This window comes from Nitrosomonas ureae (assembly GCF_001455205.1).
Lineage (GTDB): Bacteria > Pseudomonadota > Gammaproteobacteria > Burkholderiales > Nitrosomonadaceae > Nitrosomonas > Nitrosomonas ureae.
The window spans coordinates 1,430,386-1,455,699 of the sequence record NZ_CP013341.1; the positions used below are offsets into that span (position 1 = coordinate 1,430,386).

General features: G+C 45.3%; 20 protein-coding genes. 14 read left to right on the forward strand and 6 right to left on the reverse strand.

Annotated elements, in window-relative coordinates; translation table 11 throughout:
* Positions 1-2 precede the first annotated feature (2 nt).
* Positions 3-2,204 (reverse strand): 1,4-alpha-glucan branching protein GlgB, encoded by a 2,202-nt coding sequence (glgB, locus tag ATY38_RS06555; RefSeq protein ID WP_062558605.1) that lies wholly within the window; start codon positions 2,202-2,204, stop codon positions 3-5.
* A gap of 146 nt (positions 2,205-2,350) precedes the next feature.
* Here glgB and glgC point away from each other — a divergent pair, with 146 nt between their 5' ends.
* The 10 genes from glgC to ATY38_RS06605 all read left to right on the forward strand — a co-directional run bounded on the left by glgC (position 2,351) and on the right by ATY38_RS06605 (position 14,855).
* Positions 2,351-3,667: a glucose-1-phosphate adenylyltransferase gene (gene glgC, locus ATY38_RS06560; protein ID WP_062558606.1), complete on the forward strand. Its 1,317-nt coding sequence runs from the start codon at positions 2,351-2,353 to the stop codon at positions 3,665-3,667.
* A gap of 137 nt (positions 3,668-3,804) precedes the next feature.
* The gene (locus tag ATY38_RS06565; protein WP_062558607.1) at positions 3,805-5,517 is read left to right on the forward strand and encodes a glycoside hydrolase family 57 protein; all 1,713 of its coding nucleotides are present in this window, start codon (positions 3,805-3,807) and stop codon (positions 5,515-5,517) included.
* A 75-nt stretch (positions 5,518-5,592) separates the two neighbouring features.
* Complete coding sequence (locus ATY38_RS06570) at positions 5,593-7,599, forward strand: alpha-amylase/4-alpha-glucanotransferase domain-containing protein (protein WP_062558608.1); 2,007 nt, start codon at positions 5,593-5,595, stop codon at positions 7,597-7,599.
* 48 nt (positions 7,600-7,647) lie between these two features.
* The gene (gene pgi / locus ATY38_RS06575; protein WP_062558609.1) at positions 7,648-9,282 is read left to right on the forward strand and encodes a glucose-6-phosphate isomerase; all 1,635 of its coding nucleotides are present in this window, start codon (positions 7,648-7,650) and stop codon (positions 9,280-9,282) included.
* Positions 9,283-9,293: 11 nt separating this feature from the next.
* Complete coding sequence (gene glgA, locus ATY38_RS06580) at positions 9,294-10,769, forward strand: glycogen synthase GlgA (protein ID WP_062558610.1); 1,476 nt, start codon at positions 9,294-9,296, stop codon at positions 10,767-10,769.
* Positions 10,770-10,800: 31 nt separating this feature from the next.
* Complete coding sequence (locus ATY38_RS06585; RefSeq protein ID WP_062558611.1) at positions 10,801-12,600, forward strand: c-type cytochrome; 1,800 nt, start codon at positions 10,801-10,803, stop codon at positions 12,598-12,600.
* Positions 12,601-12,725: 125 nt separating this feature from the next.
* Positions 12,726-13,046 carry a quaternary ammonium compound efflux SMR transporter SugE gene (gene sugE / locus ATY38_RS06590; protein WP_062558612.1) on the forward strand — a complete coding sequence of 107 codons (321 nt, stop codon included), beginning with the start codon at positions 12,726-12,728 and terminating at the stop codon, positions 13,044-13,046.
* Positions 13,047-13,146: 100 nt separating this feature from the next.
* On the forward strand, positions 13,147-13,581 hold the full coding sequence (locus ATY38_RS06595) for a VOC family protein (RefSeq protein ID WP_062558613.1): 435 nt from the start codon (positions 13,147-13,149) through the stop codon (positions 13,579-13,581).
* Between the two features lie 159 nt (positions 13,582-13,740).
* Positions 13,741-14,145, forward strand: coding sequence for a hypothetical protein (locus ATY38_RS06600; protein WP_235590413.1), 405 nt, complete (start codon positions 13,741-13,743; stop codon positions 14,143-14,145).
* Between the two features lie 146 nt (positions 14,146-14,291).
* A complete protein-coding gene (locus ATY38_RS06605; RefSeq protein ID WP_143023468.1) occupies positions 14,292-14,855 on the forward strand; it encodes a hypothetical protein in 564 nt (187 codons plus the stop codon).
* Positions 14,856-14,971: 116 nt separating this feature from the next.
* On the opposite strand, the gene ATY38_RS06610 is transcribed toward ATY38_RS06605, so the two are convergent.
* Complete coding sequence (locus ATY38_RS06610) at positions 14,972-15,826, reverse strand: hypothetical protein (RefSeq protein ID WP_062558615.1); 855 nt, start codon at positions 15,824-15,826, stop codon at positions 14,972-14,974.
* 412 nt (positions 15,827-16,238) lie between these two features.
* Here ATY38_RS06610 and slmA point away from each other — a divergent pair, with 412 nt between their 5' ends.
* Positions 16,239-16,841, forward strand: a complete 603-nt coding sequence (gene slmA, locus ATY38_RS06615; RefSeq protein ID WP_335337908.1) for a nucleoid occlusion factor SlmA — start codon at positions 16,239-16,241, stop codon at positions 16,839-16,841.
* Between the two features lie 34 nt (positions 16,842-16,875).
* Here slmA and ATY38_RS06620 read toward each other — a convergent pair whose 3' ends face one another.
* The 4 genes from ATY38_RS06620 to gpmA form a co-directional block, all read right to left on the reverse strand.
* Entirely contained in the window at positions 16,876-17,634 is a 759-nt protein-coding gene (locus ATY38_RS06620; RefSeq protein ID WP_062558616.1) for a HesA/MoeB/ThiF family protein, read from the reverse strand.
* Positions 17,635-17,655: 21 nt separating this feature from the next.
* Entirely contained in the window at positions 17,656-19,092 is a 1,437-nt protein-coding gene (locus ATY38_RS06625) for a S41 family peptidase (RefSeq protein WP_062558617.1), read from the reverse strand.
* A gap of 47 nt (positions 19,093-19,139) precedes the next feature.
* Positions 19,140-20,282 carry a murein hydrolase activator EnvC family protein gene (locus ATY38_RS06630; RefSeq protein ID WP_235590414.1) on the reverse strand — a complete coding sequence of 381 codons (1,143 nt, stop codon included), beginning with the start codon at positions 20,280-20,282 and terminating at the stop codon, positions 19,140-19,142.
* Positions 20,283-20,413: 131 nt separating this feature from the next.
* Entirely contained in the window at positions 20,414-21,163 is a 750-nt protein-coding gene (gpmA, locus tag ATY38_RS06635; RefSeq protein WP_062558618.1) for a 2,3-diphosphoglycerate-dependent phosphoglycerate mutase, read from the reverse strand.
* 386 nt (positions 21,164-21,549) lie between these two features.
* On the opposite strand from gpmA, the gene ATY38_RS06640 reads away from it, so the two are divergent.
* The 3 genes from ATY38_RS06640 (at position 21,550) to haoB (ending at position 25,273) form a co-directional block, all read left to right on the forward strand.
* On the forward strand, positions 21,550-22,272 hold the full coding sequence (locus tag ATY38_RS06640; protein WP_062558619.1) for a hypothetical protein: 723 nt from the start codon (positions 21,550-21,552) through the stop codon (positions 22,270-22,272).
* A 260-nt stretch (positions 22,273-22,532) separates the two neighbouring features.
* Entirely contained in the window at positions 22,533-24,245 is a 1,713-nt protein-coding gene (locus tag ATY38_RS06645) for a multiheme c-type cytochrome (protein WP_062557488.1), read from the forward strand.
* Positions 24,242-25,273 (forward strand): hydroxylamine oxidation protein HaoB, encoded by a 1,032-nt coding sequence (haoB, locus tag ATY38_RS06650; protein ID WP_235590251.1) that lies wholly within the window; start codon positions 24,242-24,244, stop codon positions 25,271-25,273. Before ATY38_RS06645 ends, haoB begins: the two co-directional genes overlap by 4 nt.
* Positions 25,274-25,314: the final 41 nt, after the last annotated feature.

Consider the following 25,314-nt stretch of genomic DNA (forward strand, 5'->3'; position numbering starts at 1 on the left):
TGTTAATCAACGGACAACTCCTGCCAAGAAAAAATAACGCCCGCTAACGGTGGCAACGTAATTGCCATTGAGTCGGCAAACCCCATCCAGGGTTCTGACACACTGGCAATATTGCCTAAATTACCGACATTGCTGCCACCATAATAAGTGGAGTCACTATTAAAAATTTCCCGATAGATGCCGGCAGCGGGCACGCCGATGCGATAGCCAGTACGTGGAACCGGAGTGAAATTGAGAACGACCAGAATAAATGATCCGTTCATCGCGCGTCGCAGGTAGCTGATTATTGATTGATCGGCATCTTGACAGTCGATCCAGTGAAAGCCTTCAGCGGTAAAGTCAAGTTGATGCAAAGCCGGGATATTTTGATAGCAATGATTCAAATCGCGCGCAGCAGCTTGCACGCCGACATGTGGCTGTTGTTCCAACAAATGCCAATCCAATTCGTGACTCACGCGCCATTCGCGTTGTTGCGCGAATTCGTTGCCCATGAAATTGAGTTTTTTCCCTGGGCATGTCATTTGATATACCAATAGCAGGCGCACGCCGGAAAATTTTTGCCAGGCATCTCCGGGCATTTTGTTCCAAAGCGAGCCCTTGCCATGCACGACCTCGTCATGCGAAAACGGTAGCACAAAATTTTCGGTATACGCATAGAGCTGGCTGAAAGTCAGCTGCTCGTGATGGTAGCGCCGGTAGATAGGATTTTGGTGCATGTAAGATAGTGTATCGTGCATCCAACCCATATTCCATTTCATCGAAAAGCCCAAACCACCTACATAAGTGGGGCGTGATACTCCAGGCCAGGCAGTGGATTCTTCCGCCAGTGTCAGTGCACCAGGAAATTCTCCATGTACCATGATATTTAGTTCACGAAGGAAATCAATTGCTTCCAGATTTTCCCGTCCACCATATTTGTTTGGCAACCATTCCCCATGCTTGCGGGAATAATCAAGATAGAGCATTGAAGCCACTGCATCGACACGCAATCCATCCAAGTGAAATTCGGATAACCAAAAATGAGCGCTGGATAAAAGAAAGGATTTCACTTCATTGCGACCATAATTGAAGGTATAAGTACCCCAATCCTGATGAAACCCTAGGCGTGGATCCTCGTGTTCGTATAGGGCGGTACCGTCAAAGCGTGCCAGTGCAAAAGTATCCTGAGGAAAATGCGCGGGCACCCAATCCAGAATCACGCCGATTCCCCCCTGATGACAAGCATCTACGAAAAATCGGAAATCATCCGGTGAGCCGAAGCGACTGGTGACGGCAAAATATCCCGTTGTTTGGTAACCCCATGATTCATCCAGAGGATGTTCCGAGACGGGCATCAATTCAATATGTGTAAAGCCCATTTCCAGCACGTAAGGCAATAGATGCTCTGCTAGTTCTCGGTAGGTATAGAAACGTCCGTCCGGGTGCCGTTTCCATGACCCGGCATGAATTTCAAGAATATTCAGCGGTGCATGCAGCCAATCCCAATCGGCTCTGTGTGCCATCCAGGAGGCATCCTGCCAATGATAAGAGCTATGGGCAGGGATCAGTGCCGCAGTGTTGGGGCGCAATTCGTATTGCTTGGCATAGGGATCCGTCTTGACGAGAATTTCACCGCTATTGCGATTGCGAATTTCAAATTTGTAATGAATATTGGAGAGTAATTCTGGAATAAACAATTCCCATACACCGCTGGCGTGATGCACCTTCATCGGGTGCATTTTGCCGTTCCAATGATTAAAATCACCTACTATGCTGACGCGTTCGGCATTCGGAGCCCATACTGCAAAGCGCATTCCATCAACGCCTGCATTCCTAACCGGTTGAGCCCCAAGCATGCGATAAGCCTGCCATAGCTTACCTTGATTGAATAAATATAAATCATGATCAGAAAGTTGCAACGCAAAAGCATAGGGATCATATACTTCATAGACGGTATGCTTTGGGTCTTTTGCTTCAACGCGCAAGCGGTAGGGCATGAGTGGCATTGATTTGCTGCGCCATTCGAAAATTCCTTCGGGATGAATGCATTGCATCGGCTCAAAGCCAACTGATGTTTGGATCCATACCTGCGCATCAAAAGCACGGAATACTCTAACCAGAACTTGAGTATGCTCTCTATGTAGACCTAAATATGCATAGGGATCATGGAGTTGTGCATTGATCAGTGCATGCAGCAGAAGATTGGTTTTGCTCGTGGTCGTCACCTTTAATATGATAGGATTGGTTGATACGGTCTGGATTATAACCTGTCTATTCTTTGACAAAAGGTAATTAAACCCTAAGCTCTCTGTGAGAAAGTGCCATAATACGATAATATATTCGCATAGGTGTAAATGGGCTACAAATTGCTATGGATAAAACTAAACTTACACATGCACAATCCCAGGCGGAGTACAAATCCAGCAGCCGCTTTCAGAGCAACATTTCACATGAGACACTCGCATTAATATTGGCGGGCGGGCGCGGTAGCCGTTTGCACCAGTTGACCGACTGGCGTGCTAAGCCCGCTGTCCCTTTTGGGGGGAAGTTTCGTATTATTGATTTTCCTTTGTCAAATTGTGTCAACTCGGGTTTTCGACGTATTGGTGTCGTGACACAATATAAAGCACAGAGCCTGATTCGTCATATTCAGCATGGCTGGAGTTTTCTCGATGGACGTTTTAAGGAGTTTGTCGAATTGCTCCCCGCGCAACAACGAACTGTCGAAGAAACATGGTATCAAGGAACTGCTGACGCGATATTTCAGAATATCGATATTTTATTGCGCCATGATGCTAAATATGTGTTGATTCTGGGTGGGGATCATATCTATAAAATGGATTACAGTAAGCTGTTGGCTGAGCATATTGAAAAATCAGCAGATATGACGGTAGCGTGTCTTGAGATCCCACTGCAAGAAGCGAGCGCCTTTGGTGTTATGGGTATCAGCGATCAATGGCGGGTAACGAGTTTTGCTGAGAAACCGGCTCATCCTGTGCCAATACCCGGCCAACCTGAGAAAGCTCTGGTGAGTATGGGTATTTATGTATTTAATGCCGATTTTCTCTACGAGCAATTAATTCGTGATCATCAGGATCATGATTCGTCGCATGACTTTGGTAAGGATATAATCCCGTATCTGGTGTCCCGTTATCGCGTCTTTGCCCATCGATTCATGAGCAGCTGCGTTAATATGGCATCCGGGATACCGTACTGGCGTGATGTTGGAACAGTGGATGCATACTGGGAAGCTAATGTTGATCTGATTTCTGTTACACCACAGCTTAATCTGTACGATGAGGACTGGCCCATTTGGACACACCAGGAACAACTTCCTCCGGCAAAGTTTGTATTCGATGACGATGATCGGCGTGGTCATGCGTTGGATTCATCCGTATCCGGCGGCTGTATTATCAGCGGTGCCACGGTTCGTCGTTCTTTATTGTTCTCCAACGTAAAAGTTAATAGTTACAGCTATGTAGAAGATTCGGTCATACTTCCTAATGTGGAAATTGGCCGGCATGCGCATCTGCGGCGTGTGGTTGTGGAAAAAAAATGCGTGATTCCTGAAGGATTAGTTATTGGATTTGATCCTGAACAGGACCGCAAGCGATTTTATGTGACCGAGAAAGGTATTACATTAATTACACCGGAAATGCTAGGGCAGGAAATACATAAAATATGTTAACGAGGATTGAGTAAATGTTCCGAATTAATAGTCAGTGATACAAAATGGGAGTGTATTCATGACTATTTTTCATGCCAGAAGCATGGTTGATACAGTAGGCTTCTATATTTTAATTTAATAAATACTGTCTTTTTATAATGAAGCAATTAAATCTCGTTTTGCTGTGGCATATGCATCAACCGGACTATCGGGATTACGTCACCAATCAATTTGTGTTGCCTTGGGTGTACCTGCATGCCATCAAGGACTATACCGATATGGCTTATCATTTGGAGTCGCACCCAAAGACCAAAGCAGTTGTCAATTTTGTTCCGGTGCTTCTGGATCAGCTGGATGATTTCGCGCAGCAATTTTCCACCAAGCAAATACGTTGTCCTTTGTTGCGCTTGCTAGCGACACCCGAGCTCGAAAATATCACGATGCAGGATCGTTTGTATATATTCGACAGCTGCTTTCTCAGCAATCATGAGAACATGCTGCAGCCGTATCCGGCTTATAAGCGTCTACATGAACTCTATCAAGTCTTCAACAAAGTGAGCGAGCGTGAGTTAAAATATTTTTCCGGACAATATTTGGCTGATTTGCTGGTTTGGTATCACTTGGCGTGGATGGGGGAAAGTGTACGGCGAAATAACGAATTTGTGATGAAATTAATGACTAAGAACCAGGAATTTAACTATGAGGATAGGCTGCAGCTCTTCACTTTGATCGGTGAATTAATTCAGGATCTGATTCCACGTTATCGCAAGCTTGCTGAATCAGGTCAGATTGAATTATCCACCACACCCCATTATCATCCGCTTGCGCCGCTCCTGATTGATTTTTCTTCTGCCCGGGATAGTCAACTCGATGTCACTTTGCCTGAGCATAATGTCTATCCAGGTGGGCGTAGCCGCGTGGCATTTCATTTGTTGTCTGCAATCACCAGCCACACTCAGCGTTTTAATGAAAAACCTGCCGGTGTCTGGCCTGCTGAAGGGGCTTTATCCGCTGCATTAATAAAAATTATGGCAAAGCAAGATTGTCAGTGGAGTGCTAGCGGAGAAGGTGTGCTAGTCAATAGCTTGCGCTCATCATTTCCTGATGCGTCACTGCTGGATCGCAATCACTATTTATATCGTCCTTACCGGATAGACGGAGAATCAAAAGATATCATCTGCTTTTTTCGTGATGATCAATTATCTGACTTGATCGGTTTCGAATATTCCAAATGGTTTGGTCGTGATGCTGCGGAAAATTTTGTGCAATCCTTGGATCACATTTATCACAGTACACCTGTTGAGGGGGATCCGGTTGTCAGCGTTATACTGGATGGAGAGAACGCCTGGGAGTCATACCCATATAACGGATTTTATTTTCTTGATGATCTTTATCATTTGCTCGATGATCATCCGTATATCCGTACTACAACTTATCGGGATTATCTTGCATCTGTTGAAGTCAATGCTATTGAAGCACTGCCTACGCTAGCAGCCGGTAGCTGGGTATATGGAACATTCTCGACTTGGATTGGGGACAAGGAAAAGAACTGTGCGTGGGACATGCTCTGTGCGGCTAAACATAGTTTTGATCTGGTGATGCAAAGCGAGCGTTTGACTGAAGAGGAAAAAAATCAGGCTAGTCGGCAGTTGGCATCCTGTGAAAGCTCAGATTGGTTTTGGTGGTTTGGTGATTACAATCCCGCGCATTCCGTAGCAAGTTTCGACCAGTTGTTTAGGAAAAATCTGATGAATCTTTATCATTTGCTTAAACTGCCGATACCATCCGCAATTCTTGAGCCTGTTAGTAAAGGTAATGAATGGAGTGAAGACAGTGGAGCAATGCGGCGATCCTCATCAAACGCGGATTAATTTAAATCGTATTCTCCGTGCTTGAGACCGGATTCTGGACTGCCATAGGTTCTTAACGATTACCGGAGTCATTGAATGTCACAACGTGTTTCGTTACTTCTGGGTGTTCATGCCCATCAACCTGTCGGCAATTTTCCGGATGTGTTGAAAGATGCGCATCAGCGTTGCTACAAGCCTTTCTTGCAGATACTTTACCGTTATCCGGATTTTCGTTTTTCCGTTCATTTTTCAGGTTGGTTACTGGATTATCTGTTACAACACTTTCCTGATGATATGGCGTTATTGCGTCAAATGGTTGCGCGGCGGCAAGTGGAATTATTCGGTGCGGGTGATACTGAGCCGGTTTTGGCGGTCATTCCGAACCGGGACCGCATTGGGCAGATTGATACATTTTCCCGGAAGCTGGCGGTAAAGTTTGGTCAGCGTCCCCAGGGTGCATGGTTGACTGAACGTGTTTGGGAATCCACGGTCGTTCCTGCGTTGGCGAATTGTGGAATCCGCTATGTCACTGTAGACGATTATCATTTTTTGTGCGCCGGCAAAACACCGGAGGAACTTAATGGTTATTTCACCACTGAGGAGGATGCACATAAACTCGATTTATTTCCAATTTCTGAATCCTTGCGTTATAAAATTCCTTTTTCTCCGGTTGAAGAAACTATCGCTTATCTGGAATCATTGGCGGATCATCATTCGCTCAATACCTCTTCCGCCGCGGTTTATTTCGATGATATCGAAAAATTCGGCATCTGGCCGGAAACTTACCATTGGGTGTATGAACAAGGTTGGCTTGAGCATTTTGTCCAGAGCGTATTGGCTTCGGACAAAATCTGTACCCGGCATTACAGCGAATATCATGCCAGCGAGAAAACTCGCGGTATTGTTTATCTGCCTACGGTATCGTATATCGAAATGAATGAATGGACGTTGCCTGCGCATTCCGCCAATATTTATGCAGAACTGTTGCAGCAGGCAAAAACAAGCGGTTGGTATGAACACAAGAAAGCTTTTATCCGTGGCGGCATTTGGAAAAACTTTTTTTCCCGCTATCCGGAATCCAATTGGATGCATAAGCGCATGCTCGGGCTTTCTGCACGGCTGATTGAGTTACCGATGCAACAACGTACCAGCGAAATGAAGCAGAAACTTTACGAGTCCCAAGCAAATGATGCCTATTGGCATGGGATGTTTGGCGGTTTGTATCTCCCGCATTTACGGCGTGCTGTATACAATGCCATGATTGAACTGGAGGCGTTGCTCGATATCCGTGCGCCGCGCCCTTCGTATTTTACCGAAGATACCGACTTGGATGGTGTGGAAGAAGCTTACCTGCAGAATGGCGTGCTGCAGGCAGTGTTAAAATTAGATGGTTTTGCCAGTATTTGCGAACTGGATGCTTACCGGTTGAAACATAATTTTGGCGATACCTTGCGCGTTCAATGCGAACACTATTATCAGAAAATTCAGGCGGGACAGCCTGATACATCCGGTGGTGCCGTTAATGGTATCGCTTCGGCGCACGACCGGATCAGCTACAAGCATGAAATCAATGCGGAAGATATCGTTGCCGATGATCACCCTCGCAGCTTATTCGTTGATCGCTTGAATGGCACGTTTATTGCCTACCGCTCAGTGGCTGCAGCACTTGAAAATAACCACTTTCAATCTGAGAATACCAATTATCCGATCCATAAACACATTCTGCTGGATCAGAACCGGTTACAGGTAGCATATCATTTTACCGCTAAACTGGCGCATAAATTCAGTACCGAAATCAATCTCGCGATGCCTAGTTGTGACGGAATGGGGGGACGCTACATCTGTCAGGGAAGAATTCCTGGTGGTTTTGGTGAATTGCTTGAATTAGCGGGCATGACTGAAATCACACTGGATGACGATACGCTGGGCGGCAGCGTGGTGCTAAAAGCATCCCACCCAGTGACACTACGCGCACATCCGCATTTCTCGGTGTCGCAATCCGAAAGCGGATTTGAAAAAATTATGCAGGCCACGACACTGCTATTGGAGTGGCCGGTTACGACTCAGGAATTAATTATTACACTGGAGATTAATGCCCGGTAGCTGTATTTCATTCATAATTCATACTATTCAGCAACTCAAACACACGCTATGTCTATTCTTACGCACTCACCTGCTTGGTTAGCTTTACAGTCGCATCAATCAGTTATAACACAACAGCATTTGCGCGAATTGTTTCAACAAGATCCGCAACGTTTCGAAAAATTTTCTCTGATTTTCAATAATATTCTGATGGATTATGCCAAGCATCCGATCAATCATGAAACCGTTGATTTATTACTGAAGTTGGCGCATCAACAAAAGCTAAAAGATTGGATTGCACGGATGTTTTGCGGGGATAAAATCAATTCGACCGAGCAACGCGCGGTGCTGCATATTGCATTACGGGGTGATCAATCCATCATGGTTGATGGCGCGGATGTGTTGCCGGATGTTAAACGTGTTCTGAAGCAGATGGAACGTTTCTCGATTGCGATTCAAAGTGGCGAACGCAGAGGTTATACCGGAAAAATGTTTACCGATATTGTTAATATCGGTATCGGTGGGTCGGATCTGGGTCCAGTGATGGTGACTGAAGCCCTGAAACCTTATTGGTTGAAGGGCATTTCTCCACACTTTGTTTCAAATGTTGATGGCACACAGCTAGCCGGTATTTTGCGTCAACTCGATCCAGCTACGACACTTTTTGTTATTGCCTCAAAAACATTTACGACTCAGGAAACTCTGACCAATGCGCATTCCGCGCGAGAATGGTTTTTGTCCCAGGGGGGCAATGAAAAAGATATCGCGCATCATTTTGTAGCGGTTTCGACCAATCGTGCCGCAGTGGAAAAATTTGGCATTGATCCGGATAACATGTTTGAATTCTGGGATTGGGTTGGAGGGCGCTATTCATTATGGTCGGCTATCGGATTGCCGATTGCCCTGACTGTCGGTATGGATCATTTTTATTCTTTGCTGGCGGGTGCGAAAGCAATGGATCAGCATTTCGCTACGGCTCCTTTCGAGAAAAATTTGCCGGTCATGCTGGGTTTAATAGGTATCTGGCACATCAATTTTTTCGGCACAGCTTCTCATGTTGTACTGCCCTATGATCAATCGTTGCATCGTTTCCCCGCTTATTTGCAGCAACTGGAAATGGAGAGTAATGGCAAACGCACCACCCGCACCGGTGAAGTGGCCGATTATGCTACCGGATCGGTTGTGTGGGGGAAGCCTGGAACCAATGGCCAGCATGCTTTCTACCAATTGTTACATCAAGGCACGCAAACCGTCTCAGCTGATTTCCTGGCGCCTTGCCAAAGTCATAATCCCATGGGTGAACATCATCGTATGTTATTGGCGAATTTTTTTGCGCAAACAGAAGCGTTGATGACCGGTAAAAATGAACAGGAAGTGCGCGCCGAACTTGAAACGCAAGGTATGCCTGCAGAATCCGTAGCGCAATTGCTGCCGCATAAGATTTTTCCCGGAAATCGTCCCACCACCTCCATTTTATTCAGGAAACTGGATCCGCAGACATTAGGTTCATTGATTGCAATGTATGAGCATAAAGTTTTTGTACAAAGCGTAATATGGAATATTAACCCGTTCGATCAATGGGGCGTGGAACTGGGCAAGCAGCTTGCCGGAAAAATTCTGGCTGAATTGGGACACCGGGACCCTGTGATATCGCATGATTCATCCACCAATGGATTGATTAATTATTTCAAGGCTAATCAGTAGAAATATCACCTATGCCGCGATCCCAAAAACTTCGCGTTCTGTTTATCACTTCCGAGGTGTATCCTTTATGCAAAACTGGCGGTTTGGGTGACGTCAGCGCAGCTCTGCCTGTCGCCTTACGTGCATTGCACAGCGACGTGCGGCTTTTGTTGCCTGGTTATCCACAAGTTATGGCCGGGGTTCAATACAAATATAAAGTGGCCGGATTCAATACGCTGTCACAGTTTCCACCCGCTTCTTTGCTGTCGGCCCGATTGTCGCTGAGCAGAACTGAGAGCATTCCGGTGTTTGTGATCGACTGTCCCGGGTTATATAACCGTGAAGGAGGGCCCTACATGGATGCGTTTGGTCATGACTGGCCCGATAACGCATTACGTTTCGGTCTGCTATCAAAAATTGGCGCTATTCTGGGCAGTGATATCAGTCCGATTGCCTGGCGTCCGCATATAGTTCATTGCAATGACTGGCAGAGTGGACTCACCCCGGCTTACTTGCATTTTTATTCGGGAAAAAAAGCTGCCACGATGATGACTATCCACAATCTGGCATTTCAAGGTATTTTCCCCCCTGGAAGCGTGGTGCAACTAGGGTTGCCGCCAGACAGTTTCGATATCAATGGGGTGGAGTACTATGGTAATTTATCTTTTCTCAAAGCCGGGCTATATTATGCCGACCAGATTTCTACAGTCAGCCCCAATTATGCCAAAGAAATACAGATAGAGCCGCTGGGGTTCGGGTTGCAAGGATTATTGGCTGCTCGCCATTCTGATCTCACCGGTATTATCAATGGCATTGCTACCACTGAATGGGATCCTGAAACGGATCGTTACCTAGTCAAAAACTACAATAGTAAAAGCCTGTCGAATAAGACAGTTAATAAAACTGCATTGCAACAACAAATGGGGTTGGCAGTCGATGCACATGTCCCTCTATTGGGTGTGGTCAGTCGTTTGAGCCACCAAAAAGGGATTGATCTGCTGATCCAGATTGCTCCGCAATTAATAAAAATACCCGTCCAATTGGTGGTTTTGGGCAGCGACCACCCTGAACTGGAGCACTTGCTTTCCACGCTGGCGCAAACTTATCCCAAGTCAATCGCAGTGCACGTTGGTTTTAACGAAGCTTTATCCCATTTGATTGAAGCCGGTATTGATTGTTTCCTGATGCCATCACGGTTCGAGCCCTGTGGACTGAATCAGATGTATAGTCAACGTTATGGTACCCCGCCGATAGTTCACGCCACAGGTGGTCTGCTTGATACGGTGGTGGATTGTACCCCGGTAACACTGGCAAATCATACTGCCAGCGGCTTCGTGTTCAATTCCATGACGGCAGCCAGTTTACTGGATACCATAAAGCGTGCAGTACTTGCTTATCACAATAAAAAAACCTGGCAAAGCCTGCAGAAGAATGGCATGGCCAAGGATTTCAGCTGGAACGCGAGCGCGATGGCGTATCAAGAACTTTACCGTAGGCTGCTACACTGAATACGATCTTCACTCAACAGGACTAGATATCATGAAAATCACGCTCAGTATTCTTTTTGCCGTTTTGTTGTCCGGTTGTATTGCGCATCCGCTAGAGGCGCCTTTACCGCCTGCGGTAGTGAGTGAAGTGCCGGAAAACTGGGAACAGGCGCAAGCCAGAAAATATCAAGAAAAATCAAATTATATTCAGTCTCATTCAGTTGCTTACGATTGGTTTGGCAATTTTGCTTTTAGCGAAATCGATGGCATTCCCTATATTGCGTTGAAACTCTTACCCAAGCTGGCGCCCCGGTTGTGGGGAAGTGACGAAAATTTTCTTGATGCGGTTGGGTTGTTTATCGATGAGCGGCAGCAATCCTATCCGGTTGCGCGCGGTATTGGCTTCAGCGGCTTATCCCGGGCTGAGGCGCAGGGGAATATTGATTACGCATCCTTCACTTGCGGTGCTTGCCACATCGGCCGTGTGCGACTTGAGAGCGGGCAGATCGATTATCTCGATGGCGGCGTGAATACGACTTTCAATATCGCGTTATTTCGCGTCAAGCTGTATCAGACCTTACAAATGGCTTATGCAGGTGAAGCCGGAGACACCAAATACCAATTATTAACGCAGAAGTTGTTGGACGCATTGGATATCGTTCATCAGCAAAATCCGATTTATTTTTATAATAATTTCCAAACAGGCGATAGAAACTTTGATGCCGGTTATGAAGCTGCGCAGATCGCCTTGTTTAAACAAAATGCTGAACAGACGATCAAGCAGTTTGCGCAGCGCGCTGAAGCCGAGTATGAAGGTTTTGGCGCGTTAATCGCCAAGAACTATGCCGGTCTTGAATCAGAAATGCTGGCTGGTTTTCCTGGAATGGCGGACGCGACGGGTTTGAGTGCCATCAACGGCTATATCAGTCTACGTAAGATTCCAATTATTAAAGGACTGGCCAGTGTCACGCTTCCACCCGAGCCCGGCATCACTGATTTTATGTCGGTATGGGAGCAAGACAAACGCCGGGCAAGCTGGGGCGAGAGTCATACCAGACTTATCAATGGTGGCGGCCAGTGGAATGGTAATGTACCGATGCCGATCTACCGTAACCTGATCGCCATGCTGACTTTGGGTCTGGAAAAAACCGATGTCCGGGTGGCTGCCTTTGCTGAAGAATTGCTCGATGGATTACCGGCCAGTCCTTATCCTTTTAATGTGGATATCGGATTGGCTAAAAAGGGGCAAGCGTTATTTGCAGAGCACTGCGCCGATTGCCATCAACCTAAGAACGGCAAGGTTTACGATAATCTCGGTACCAGCATGAAAAGGGCTTATGTGGTGGGCACACTGTTGAATTATGCCGCCCACAAACAATTGTATGCAAACTGTGCACCGGATACGACCATTCAGTTGGAGGGTAAAGATATCAAACCCTGTGCCGAGTTTGATGGGGTTTCTTTAGATGGTAAAAAAGACTTGCTGATGTCGCCCAACAATGAACATCGCGGTTACAATGCCCGGCCGCTAAGCGGTATCTGGGCGCAAGCGCCTTATCTGCACAATGGCACGGTACCAACGGTTTATCACCTGCTAGTGCCGGATGAACGTCCAGCTAGTTTTATCAAGAGTAGACTTGATTATGACTCCCAATATCTTGGCTTTGTCTGGAATGCTGAGCAAGCAGCCAAACCAAACGAGGGCTATCTGTTTCAGGCCAATGCGATTCCGGCTCTGAGCAACAAGGGACACGATAAGGATATCGTGGAAGGTAAGAAAACCTATCGTCTCAATTGGTCTGGCGACAAACCAGGCGCTTTTGCTATTATTGAATATCTGAAGACCTTGTAATTTTATACCGGTTATGTAGAAGCTGTTATGCAAAGGCGCAAAGGGAGTTATGGTAGGAAGTGAGGACGACCTCACCGCTTCAATATCTTTAAGGGGACGACCCCATATTTCAAAAAGGAGCTGATATGGCTTGGGCTATTCTTATTGCTGCGGGGCTGTTTGAAGTTGGTTGGGCGATCGGATTGAAGTATACGGAAGGTTTCACGCAATTGTGGCCCACGATCGGAACGATTCTTGCGATCATCATCAGTCTTTGGTTGCTGGGCATTGCCATGCAATCACTTCCGGTTGGTACGGCCTATAGCATTTGGGTAGGCGTGGGCGTGGTTGGTACCGTGACTCTCGGGATCGTTCTGTTTGGCGAGCCCGTGAATGCGGCACGTTTAATCAGTGTTGCGCTCATCATTACAGGTATCATCGGCCTTAAGCTCACCACACCAAGCTAACAATATGACGCGTCGCGGTGGATAGTGACGCAATAATTGGTGACGTCATCAAATGACAATACCGGGAAAAAACGATTCATCCTATCATCAGGGAGATAACATGCCAAACGTACTGATTCAACCCTATATCATGTTCGGCGGGTGCTGCGAAGAGGCGCTCGAATTCTACCGTACCGCTCTGGATGCGCAGATCGATATGCTGATGCGCTTCCAGGAAAGCCCGGATCCCACCCCACCCGGCATGCTACCGCCGGGTTTTGAAAACAAGGTCATGCATGCCAGTTTTCGCATCGCCGACAATGTGTTAATGGCTTCGGACGGTTGCGAAGAAGGCCAGGAATTCAAAGGTTTTTCCCTGTCGATCTCGGTTACCACCGAAGCCGAGGCGAATCGTTATTTTTCTGCGCTTTCCAATGGCGGCCAGGTGCAAATGCCATTGGCCAAAACATTCTGGTCACCGTGCTTCGGCATGCTCACTGACCGTTTCGGTATCAGTTGGATGATCAATGTCGTGACGACCGATTGCACCGAATGAAATCAAACATCGCGATTATCGGCTTGCAACGGCGGTACTGATTGCCGGATTCGGAGCCAACTTTACGCCACCGGGCAATCGTGGCAACGCAACGATTGCTACCGGTTAATGGATCAAAACAGGAACGCGATTGTTGTTTGTCGAGTACCAGTGCTTCATATGCAGCGTACAAAAAGCAATTCAGCAGAGGAAACGAGCCGAAATGACAGCATCATGAGCTTTGAGAAAATGGGCGATCAGCAACTATGGGATATCGCCAATCCCATTATGGATAACTTGATGGATGCTTCGACTCAACTCGATCACGCGAAGCATGTGCGGGATTTTACTGAGCGGATGAAAGTCATCGTGACTCCGGAGTATTTTCAGCGCATTTGCCAGCAATACCAAGCCGAGAAAGGATATTTCTCCACTCGCATGCCGGTCGCTGTTTTCCGGCGCCCTGACTCAGTAGCCATTGTGTGGAAACAATCGTTTACGAAAGCACCGGGTGAGTTTGTCGCCGAGATGGTGTTGGTACATAAAAATGGAAAGTATTGGGTTGATCATGTGATGGTTTTTTGAGCTTTTTCCTAAAGGAAATGTGTGAAAGTTGAATAGATCAATCTTCATGAAACTTAGGGACATAATATGATACTTACTATAATAGATCTCATTTTTGACGTAATGTATTGCGTCATTTCGGGCGCCTAATTCTAGCTAACCTTCACATGATCTGGCGGATGCTCTACTTTTCGGACCTACAGCAGCTATCTGTTCACGAACAGATGCTCGTATTCGCTGGTGCGTATCTCGACTCAGCGGAAGTGCTTTGTAATAACCTATATTCTGACAAGGAACGCGCGAATTATGCGCATGGGGCGGTGGTCATGTCCCTCGCGTTTCACTCGCTTGAGCTCTTCTTCAAAGGTTGCATCTTGAGGTCGTTCCCTGCAGAACAGTTTAACGGAAAGGCAGGTCACGATTTGGATGCACTCTCTAAACGCTTTTTCAGGCTTTATCCGAAGAAAGAATTTCAATTTGAAGTGCCATTTCGGTATGAGACTTCTGGAATAATCGAAAAAATGGCCCCTAATGAACTCGCCGAGTTGCTTGCTTATATTGAAGAACATAGAAGAAAGGCTCCTGAAGATCAGCGCCATCGGTATCCCATAAGTGGGAACGGCAAGACTTGGGAAGGTGCGTTCGGCTTTGAGCCAAATTCATTCTTAGTTACTCTTCGTGAGTTGCAGCAAGTTTACGCACGCATTCGGTCTCTGCTTTATGAAGGCTAACTCTGCGTTGGCACAAATAGGGTCTACCATCGTGTTTTTCAGAATGATATGCCACCCAAATAGGGTTAGGCTCGAACAAAGAAAACGGATAGGCAACATAAGACAGATGACCGCAACTAGCGATGCCTGGGAAATCCACTTCCCTGGCCGACCCCACTACGACCTTTACCGAAAATTATTACAACGGCGATAATGGCGACCGTAACAGCACCGGCTATGACTTTATTCCAGTCGATAACTGTTTTATAGATCCGGAAATCGTCCCGCCAGCGAATGCGTTGCCAAATTTCATCGGAGGTTATTGATCGAAGGGGGCTGACGGTATCAAGCGTTACGGTAACTTCATGATCTTCGTTGATATCAATCGAATCGGTTGGATTCCCCCGTGACGTCACCGAGATCGTGCCACTGATGACGGTGACTTCTGTTTCATGTTGCGATACATTGAGATGCAGGATCGCGTTTTTGGCATGGATGATGGCGTGCAAGGTTTCGATTCTTTGTTCGCAGTCTGATGTTTCCGTGAATGCATTGCCGATTTTGAAATCGTCCACACGAATGAGACAGGATGAACCCGATGACTTGAGCCGAATACGGGCACCACTCCGAGGGCCGCTACTGACGAACGAATGATTTTTTACTTGCTCCATTTCATTTACTGAAGAGCCATTGAGCAACACGTTTTTGCCTGATGATTGGATCAATCCGATGGTTGCATCATCAGGCACAGTGCTAAGATGAAAGCGAGCGCCGGTATGTTCATTCAGTTCCCATAAACCACCGGCTTCAGCAAGATTTCTATCCATGACAGGAACTGTTTTGCAACCGGCGAGCAGAAAAACTACCAGCAAGAGCAGCAACAAACCATGATTACCGGAAAAATTCAATGGAGAAAATATAAATCCTGGATGGTGTCTCGCATGAGTGCTTAGTATCTTGAAGAGGAATGGTTTGATTTCTGTGGCATCCATTTCGTTTCTCCTTTAATCCTTTGTCTCAGGTGATTTCCTAATGGATACACTGTATAGGAGATTGTATGAATCCGGACTGAATGAAATTAAGAGATGCAAAAGAAAGTATCGGAAAATAGCATCAAGATGATAAACATCAGGTTTTGTATTTAAGAATCTTAAGGATTGCTGTTCAATTCAGAAAATAAAAACGGTTACTTGATTGGTAATTCTTAATTGTGCGGTTGTCACTTTTCAGTTAATAGTTACTCTGTGTTAATAAAAATCCAAAAAGTCTTCGGTATGCGAGAATTTAAAAGGACTTCCGATAAACCAAACAATCGATGAAGATCCATTACATAGGAATAGTTTTCACACCGATCCAGTATTTTGCTATATTCCCGGCTTTGTCCTTTCTTTTGCGGTTATTACATTGGAACATATATCTTCATCAGAAAAATCAAGTGAGAAAAAAGATGAGATCTTGCAAGCTTTGGCGGAGATGCTGGAGCATCCGCAGAGACTCAAGATAACCACTGCAGCATTAGCCATGAAGCTGGGAATCTCTCAATCATCCGTATACCGTTGTTTCCCCAATAAAGCGCAAATGTTTGAAGCGCTGATAGAATTTATTGAAAAGACTTTGTTTGTGCTGATCAATAAGATTTTGCAAGAAGGGCATTCCGCTACCCAAAAGATTGAAAATTTGTTGCTGCTATTGTTAGGATTTTCGCGCAAGAATCCGGGCATGACGCGCATTCTGGTGAACGATGTCTTGATCAATGAAAATGAGCATTTACAATTTCGCGTTAACCAGTTACATGACAGATTGGAAGCCACCCTGAAACAAGCGTTACGCTTTGCTGCTTCCGACGGACAGATCAATCGAAATGTGAATGTTACGGCGTGCGCTAATTTATTGTTGTGCTTTGTGATTGGCCGCTGGTATCAGTTCGTCAAAAGTGAATTTGCGCGGGATCCCCTGGCAGACTGGGAAGTTCAGCGACTGATTTTGTTACCTTCCAAGCTACTTTGATCTGGAAGATTTCACACACCGCTTGGCGGTGGTTTTATACTGGTACTGATGATTGGCATATGGGGCACGCAGGATCTTTATGTAGATGGATGGAGTGCCAATTCATCGTGAGGCCATCGAGTAATTGCAAGCGGCCATTCAGGCTTGCGCCAATATTCAGCAGAATTTTTAGTGCTTCTGCGGCCTGCATTGAGCCGATTATGCCCACGATCGGTGAAAAAACGCCCATGATGGCGCAGGGCATATCTTCTTGATTTCCTGTGTCCGGGTATAGGCAGTGATAGCAGGGACTATCGTCATGACGTAGATCAAACACGCTGATCTGGCCATTGAAACGCACTGCAGCACCTGAAACTAAGGGTTTCTTATTAATAACGCAGGCTTGATTAATACGGTATCGCGTATTGAAGTTGTCACTGGCATCAATAACTACATCAACTTCCGCTGTGAGTTGTAGTAATTTATCAGCGCCTACTTGCTCATGGATTGCAGTGACATTGATTTCCGGGTTGATTCTGGCCAGTGATTGTTTAGCTGAAACAACTTTTGCAATACCGATTGATTGGCTATCATGCATAATTTGTCGTTGCAAATTAGTCAAATCAACCTGATCGCCATCACAAATGATCAGGTTGCCAATTCCGCTGGCAGCAAGGTAAAGTGCTATGGGAGAGCCTAAGCCGCCTGCTCCGACAATTAATGCGCGAGAGTGATTAAGTTTTTCCTGCCCCGCAATATCAATTTGTGGGAGCAGGATATGGCGGCTGTATCGCAGCAGTTGGTGGTCATTCACAATCCTTAAATAAACTTTTAATCAGCTATCGCTTTCATCACTGGGTTCTGGTGGGGATGAGGGAATGCCTTTAAAGTAATTCATGGCTTGTTTTAATAGTTGATCTTCTTCCGAACCGAACTCGAGAGGAGCACTATTTTTTGTGTCTTTGTTCTTTTTATCTTTCTTATCTTTTTTGTCACCTGCAGGTTTTGATCCTGTTTTCTCTGTTCCGGAAGTCATTGTCTTCTCAGTTTTTTTGCCATTGGACAAGTGGCGATTCAAATCTGATTCACGCAGGCGTTGATCATCATTGTCGTCAGTTTCATCCAGAATGTCAGGTGTAATGCCCTGTGCCTGAATAGATTGTCCATTGGGCGTGTAGTAACGCGCGGTTGTTAATTTAATCGCAGTATTATTTCCTAATGGCAATATTGTTTGCACCGATCCTTTACCAAATGTTTGTGATCCCATAACGATGGAGCGTTTATGATCTTGTAGAGCGCCTGCAACAATTTCGGATGCTGAAGCGGAGCCACCATTGACCAGCGTAATCATGGGTACGGTTTTTGCTGCGGAGGGTAAGCCTTTTAAGTAATCTTTATCAGGTCCGCGCAAATAAAACTCCGGGTTGGCATGTAATTTCATTTTTGCGTCCGGGCTACGTCCTTCAGTGTAAACGACCAGTGCATTTTCCGGCAGAAAAGCAGCCGAGACTGCAACTGCCCCATTAAGTAATCCTCCTGGATCGTTTCGCAAATCCAATATTAGACCTTTCATTTCTCCCTTGTTTTCACCGAATAGAGTTCTGATTGCTTGCGCCAAATTCTCGCCAGTTTGCTCTTGAAATTGCGTAATTCGGATATAAGCGTAGCCGGGTTCGAGCATTTTTGATTTGACACTCTGAATTTTTATGATGTCACGTACTAAATTAAAAATCAGTGGTTCTGTCTCGCCTTCCCGTACTATCGTAATTTTTATCGAGGTTTTGGGTTTGCCGCGCATGAGCTTGATCGCATCATTGAGCGACATGCCTTTTACAATGGTGTCATCCAATTTGACGATCAGATCGCCAGTTTTAATACCCGCACGAAATGCCGGGGTGTCTTCGATGGGGGAAATTACTTTTACTACACCGTCTTCCATAGTTACTTGGATACCTAGCCCACCGAATTCGCCTTGTGTTCCAATTTGTAGTTCCTTATATTCGTCTTTATCAAGATACGAAGAATGAGGATCCAATCCAACAAGCATGCCATTGATAGCTTCAGTAATCAGTTTTTTGTCTTCTACCGATTCAACGTAGTCACTTTTGATACGGCCAAAAACCTGCGCGAAGGTGCGTAATTCTTCGATTGGTAATGGATGGATGGCTTCAATATTTTCTTTTTTGGCAATGGCGGAGAAATTCAAACTGAGCATAATTCCAGCAATTACTCCAATTAGAATTAAACCTGTTTTTCTGATTACATTACTCATGATGCTATCTCCGCACTGATCAAATTTGTGTAAATGGTTTACCGCAATTATTCTATTTTTATCCACGTCAAAGGATCGAAGGGTTTGCCCCTATGACGAAGTTCAAAGTATAGACCTGAATTTGCATTACCATCGCTATTTCCTACGGTGGCTATTGTATCTCCACCGAGAATCATGTCACCTACTTGTTTATGGAGTGTTGTATTATTACCATAAAGGCTCATATAGTTGTTTCCATGATCCAAAATTATCAAATTACCAAAACCTCTCAACCAGTCAGCAAATACGACCCTCCCTCTTGAAATGGCTTTAACGTCGCTGCCTTTAGGCGCTTGTATAAACAGACCTTTCCACGTTATATGCTTACCTGAACGTTGACCTCCAAAAGTATTCACAAGTTTCCCGCGCACAGGTAAATTTAATTTACCCTTGAGTGACGGGAAAGGAGTATTTGCTATAGAAGCATCCGGGAGCTTAGTATTAATCTGAGAATTGGTGCTGGATTTCTCTTGAGCGATGAACTTATTAATCTCATTAACTAAGCGAGTAATGCGTTTTTCGTCATTTTTAAGCGTGTTAAGCTCTTGTTGTTTCTGAGTAATACTATCAGATACTTGTGATAGTATCCTTTGCTGTTTGTTTTTTTCATGCTCAAGTTTTTTGCGCTCATCATGATATTGGGCTTGGATGGCAGCAATTTCTTTTTTCTTGTGGCGACTCATTTCAGTGAGCGTCAAAATTTCATGTTGATTCTTTCTCAGAGCCGTAATGCTATCCGAACGAGCAAACGCGAATTGTTGGTAATAATAGGCGTTTCGAGCAATTTGATTGGGATCATATTGGTTTAACAGTAAGTGTAAATAATTGTGCTGCCCTCCGATATATTGCTGGTAAAGCAATTTCTCTAGTCGACTTTGTTCGATTTTGATTTCTTCACTGATTATATGATGCCGAGCTTGTAGTTGTTTGTATTCTTCAATGGCTTTCCGGTCATTTGCAATGAGTTCGGTCAATTTGTGAGAGATGTCATTGATTGTTTGTTCAGTTTTACGTAATGTGTTCGTTGTATTTTGCTTTAATGATTCTTTATTAGCTAAATCTTTGTGGAGTAATTGGATGCGTTCACGTAACAGTCTGAGATTTTCTTGATTACTTGAGGATGCTGAAAGGGGACAAATAAAAGTCAACACACATGCCACCAGCACTAAATAAACACACTGTATATGAATCAAATTAAACGTACTAATTTCCCAAAAGGTGTGATTTATTCGAATTAATGCAATGTGCATTATGCATATACTTGAATAAATAGAGGACTATATTAACCAACTGGTTTTCCTTGGTTAGCTACAATCTTCATTGCTTCATGAATAGCAGCTGGATTTCCAAGATAATAATTCCGTATTGGTTTTAAATTATCATCCAGTTCATATACTAATGGAATACCGGTAGGGATGTTGCAATTGAGAATATCATTGTCGGAAACATTATCTAGATATTTGACAAGTGCTCTTAATGAATTTCCATGAGCGGCAATTATCACGCTCTTGCCAGTTTGGATCTGAGGTGCAATAGTTGTGTTCCAATAGGGTAAAAATCGTGTAACTGTATCTTTAAGGCACTCAGTTAAAGGAATATCGTTACGCGCTAAATCTTTATAACGTGGGTCAGCTCCCGCATAACGTTGATCATCAATGTTCAACGCAGGTGGTCTGACATCATAGCTTCGCCGCCAAATCAGGACTTGTTCGTCACCATATTGGGTTGCTATTTCAATTTTATTAAGACCTTGCAGTGCGCCATAATGCCGCTCATTCAATCGCCACGTATGTTCTATTGGAATCCACATCTGATCCATTTCGTCCAGCACTATCCATAAAGTCCGAATAGCGCGCTTGAGAACGGATGTGTAGGCGATATCAAATGTAAATCCATGCTCGCGTAAAAGCTGTCCGGCACTTTGAGCTTCTTGAATGCCGGTGGGGGTTAAATCAACATCTGTCCAACCAGTAAATCGATTTTCTTGATTCCAAGTGCTTTCTCCGTGGCGTAGGAGAACAATTTTTTTCATATTGACCTTTCATGAAAAGCAGAATGAATAATTTTAAGAAGACTTAAAGATTCTTAGCATTTTATTATAATTTTAGCTTGAAACACAGTATAGAACCGATACTTTTAAGCGAATACGAGAGATTCGTGTACGGTGTATTCATTTCTAAAAGTATTACTTCATTCGGCTCATTAGCCAAGGAATGGTGGAAGGAAGAAGAGTCCGTTGAAAAATACTCGTTGCCAAACAATAAGTATTTACGCTACAAATATTTTAATTTCGATTAATATTCTAAAATTTTTGTTATACAATCCCGAGCTTAATTTGTTCGTTGTTCGGCTGAAATAACTGAGCATACATTAATAGATTGGGTTCGCAGATAGATGCAAATATAATTTGGAGAGAATATGAAGGCAGTTTCTAGGAATATTTGGGTAACAAATTTTGGTGGTGTGATTTTAGCCTCGTTGCTGGTATTGCCCGTGCATGCGCAGTTGATGCTGGCGCATGAAGGGCATCATGATGCAGGTGGTTGTACGATTAAAACGGGTGAATTTCCAATAACATTTAGTGCGTATGAAGTACCTGAAGGTGGTATACCACCCATGCATTCATTCTGCGAAAATTTGCCTAATACCGGTAAGGTGAATTTGACTGTTGAGTTGCCCCAACAGGCGCGCCAAATGCTTTTAGCCGTACGCTTGGTAAAAGAGGGGCATGATGGTGGGCATAGCGGAGAGCAGCATAGTAGTGCTGCCATCAATCATAAACCGGCAGTTGTAGATGATCATTCGGGGCATGAGGGTATGGAACATGGTGAACATATGGAGCATGAAATCACTGAGCATGGCATCGTATATATGCCTCCAGAGATGCATAGATCAGGAATTATTGTGGTCGCAGCTAATATCGAGGAAAAAGGTCAGTATGCTATTCATTTGGAAAGAAAGGATGATGCGGGTAATGTTAAGACAGTAGTAAAGATTCCATTAAATGTTGGAAAAGGTGGGGGGCACGGTAGCCATGGGGGTGGAATTGGGTTAATGGAGATTGCGCTATTGGTTATAGCGGGCGGTGGGGCTGCTTTTTATTTTATGCGACGCAAAAAAGCATCTGAAGCATCCGTATAATTTAACCTATAATTGTATGGTGTTAGTCACACAATTAATTTATTGAATCGATTAAGAGATAGGTGCCAAGAAGTTTTTGTGGTTTAATTTTGTCTGTCAAAAACCCTTGACAGTACAAGGCTGACTAAGTAGTCTAAGGGAGGGGCTATCTGTTGAAGTTGGATGGATGGTTGGGGGCTATGAAGCGAAGGAAGGTGGTCTTTTGAGAGGCCGGGAAGATAAGAAGGGAAAAAAATTATGGAAAACCAAAGGAGAGAAAGATGAAAGCCAAGCGATGGGCTGGGGTAATAGCGGGGCTGTTAGGAGCTATGCTGATAGGGACGGCGCATGCGAACATACCGAGCGTTCCGGACGAATTGTATGAAGCATTGAAGTTGGATCGTGAGAAGGCGACGCCGAAGGAAGTATACGAAGCGGTGGTGAAGCGCTACAAGGATCCTGAGCAAGGAGCGGGGCCTGGAACGATGGCGCAGTATTGGGAACCGATACCGTATGGAATATATTTGGATCCTGCGACATTTTACAAATCGCCGACTTCGAATAAAGAGATAGCGAGCCGGAAGGAATGTGTAGAATGTCACACGGATGAATCGCCGGTATGGGTTCAGGCATGGAAGCGTAGTAGCCATGCGAATTTAGACAAGATTCGTAATCTTAAGCCGGATGACCCTACCTTTTATAAGAAAGGCAAGCTTGAGGACGTAGAGAAGAATTTGCGCTCTTTGGGTAAATTGGCGGAAGGCGAGAACCTGAAGGAAGTGGGGTGTATTGACTGTCACGTGGATGTTAATGCGAAGAAGAAAGCGGATCACACCAAAGACATCATTATGCCGACAGCGGATGTATGCGGTAAATGTCACTTGCAGGAATTTGTGGAACGGGAATCGGAACGTGACACGATGATTTGGCCGCACGGCCAATGGCCCGATGGACGCCCTTCGCACGCGCTGGACTATAAAGCCAACGTAGAAACCACTGTTTGGGCAGCGATGCCGCAACGCGAAGTAGCTGAAGGCTGCTCGATGTGTCATACGAATCAGAACAAATGCGACTCATGCCATACGCGCCATGAATTTTCAGCTGCGGAGTCGCGTAAGCCGGAAGCGTGTGCCACTTGCCATAGTGGTGTGGATCACAACAACTGGGAAGCTTACTCCATGTCCAAGCACGGCAAGATGGTGTCGATGCTGGGAGACAAATGGAACTGGGAAGTACAGTTGAAAGACGCCTATGAACTGGGCGGTCAAAATGCACCGACCTGTGCGGGTTGTCACATGGAATACGAAGGTGAATATAGCCATAACATGGTAAGGAAGATTCGGTGGGCGAACTATCCATTTGTTCCAGGTATAGCGGAAAACATTAATAGCGAATGGTCGGAAGCTCGTTTAGACTCGTGGGTGGTTACCTGTACCCAATGTCACTCGGAGCGTTTTGCACGTTCATATTTGGAATTGATGGACAAAGGCACGCTGGAAGGGTTGGCTAAGTATCAGGAAGCTAATGAAATTGTGCATACACTGTACAAGGAAGGTTTGTTGACAGGCCAAAAAACTAATCGTCCTGCTCCACCGCCACCGGAGAAAGAAGGCTATGCATATTTTGCACAGTTGTTCTGGTCGAAAGGCAACAGCCCTGCGGCGATTGAGCTCAAGGTGCTGGAAATGCACGAAAATGACCTGGCGAAGATGCATGTAGGCTTGGCGCACGTAAATCCGGGTGGATGGACTTATACGGAAGGCTGGGGTCCGATTAACCGTGCGTATGTTGAAATTCAAGACGAAAATACTCGTATCCGCGAGATGATTGCACTGCAGGAACGGGTGAAGAATCTTGAATCGAAACGCACCAGTTTACTTGACTTGGACGGCACAGCTGAGAAGATCTCACTGGGTGGTTTAGGTGGCGGCATGCTGCTCGCCGGAACACTGGCCTTGGCGGGTTGGCGCAAACGTAAGCAAAGTGAAGCTTGATAGGCGCTGACACGACAGACCGCGCCGCTCCGGTGGTGCGGTCAGGAGACAGGCTGCTCCCGTCATTAGGAATTTTTCTGGTGACGGGAGGATTGCTTTTATTGGGCTGGTTTGTGTATCTTTGGTTTAAACCGATACCGGCTCCCTATCAATATCAATTGGTAGAAGAAAGCGACAGCAGCAAGTTTAGTAAAATAGATTTGACAGGTTGGCCGGATTTAAAGCTTGGTCAGTACAAAGTACAAGCTGACGGAGTAGGCAAGCCGATCGCTGAATTCATTGTTGCAAGGCAAAATGATGGAGCGCCGGTACTGATCTACTGGAAGAATAGCACCAATGAAGTGCTCTACAATTTTGACAGAAAGCCATCGGAGCTTACTGTTCTGGCCGAGGCGATCAGCAAGTACGCTCCGAAAGATGCGCTGATACTATCCTGGTGGGACACCTCCCGGCAAATCAAACTGCTTACAGGGCACGACACGTTTTTTACTCATCACCTGAACGAACCCCTCATGATACCGGCTCCTTGGCTGGAGCACAGCAAAGAGATCCAGGCGTATGAAAAACAATTCTGGCAAAGCAAAGCGGATTCGGTGGAATTGGAACGATTTAAACACTTCAGTCGGGCACTGGCGGCACCAGCGGAAGACGGTATTAAGCAACTGCGGCAACTGATTGGTTCTGATCGTGAGACCTACCTGATTGTACACGTGACCGATGTCTATAAACTAGGGCTCATGTACCCGGAAAGTATAGGCGTTGCCTACCAGAATTTTCCGATGACAGGGAATATGCATGGCATGATCAATCAAATGAAAGTGCAAGTTAAGGAAAATAATTTTGACACCTATACACTGCAATCTGTTTCAGACAATGAGATCAGAGTATTTTTCCTGAGTGATGAAGAAAGTAGTCAGACGTTGTTGGCAAGGATGCTGCCATTTGTAGATAAGACTGCGCCGACGGAACAAGATCTGGCGCAACTGATCTACCAACAAGGAGGCTATTGGGTATATAAGCTACCTTAGAAATAAAAAATAGCCTTGAGCGACAATAAAACTCCCAAAAA

What these genes read in the sequence shown, in the direction of transcription:
- glgC (WP_062558606.1), top strand. Translation starts at nt 2,351, where the DNA reads ATGGATAAAACTAAACTTACACATGCACAATCCCAGGCGGAGTACAAA.
- ATY38_RS06565 (WP_062558607.1), top strand. Translation starts at nt 3,805, where the DNA reads ATGAAGCAATTAAATCTCGTTTTGCTGTGGCATATGCATCAACCGGAC.
- ATY38_RS06570 (WP_062558608.1), top strand. Translation starts at nt 5,593, where the DNA reads ATGTCACAACGTGTTTCGTTACTTCTGGGTGTTCATGCCCATCAACCT.
- pgi (WP_062558609.1), top strand. Translation starts at nt 7,648, where the DNA reads ATGTCTATTCTTACGCACTCACCTGCTTGGTTAGCTTTACAGTCGCAT.
- glgA (WP_062558610.1), top strand. Translation starts at nt 9,294, where the DNA reads ATGCCGCGATCCCAAAAACTTCGCGTTCTGTTTATCACTTCCGAGGTG.
- ATY38_RS06585 (WP_062558611.1), top strand. Translation starts at nt 10,801, where the DNA reads ATGAAAATCACGCTCAGTATTCTTTTTGCCGTTTTGTTGTCCGGTTGT.
- sugE (WP_062558612.1), top strand. Translation starts at nt 12,726, where the DNA reads ATGGCTTGGGCTATTCTTATTGCTGCGGGGCTGTTTGAAGTTGGTTGG.
- ATY38_RS06595 (WP_062558613.1), top strand. Translation starts at nt 13,147, where the DNA reads ATGCCAAACGTACTGATTCAACCCTATATCATGTTCGGCGGGTGCTGC.
- ATY38_RS06600 (WP_235590413.1), top strand. Translation starts at nt 13,741, where the DNA reads ATGCAGCGTACAAAAAGCAATTCAGCAGAGGAAACGAGCCGAAATGAC.
- ATY38_RS06605 (WP_143023468.1), top strand. Translation starts at nt 14,292, where the DNA reads ATGATCTGGCGGATGCTCTACTTTTCGGACCTACAGCAGCTATCTGTT.
- ATY38_RS06610 (WP_062558615.1), bottom strand. Translation starts at nt 15,826, where the DNA reads ATGGATGCCACAGAAATCAAACCATTCCTCTTCAAGATACTAAGCACT.
- ATY38_RS06625 (WP_062558617.1), bottom strand. Translation starts at nt 19,092, where the DNA reads ATGAGTAATGTAATCAGAAAAACAGGTTTAATTCTAATTGGAGTAATT.
- gpmA (WP_062558618.1), bottom strand. Translation starts at nt 21,163, where the DNA reads ATGAAAAAAATTGTTCTCCTACGCCACGGAGAAAGCACTTGGAATCAA.
- ATY38_RS06640 (WP_062558619.1), top strand. Translation starts at nt 21,550, where the DNA reads ATGAAGGCAGTTTCTAGGAATATTTGGGTAACAAATTTTGGTGGTGTG.
- ATY38_RS06645 (WP_062557488.1), top strand. Translation starts at nt 22,533, where the DNA reads ATGAAAGCCAAGCGATGGGCTGGGGTAATAGCGGGGCTGTTAGGAGCT.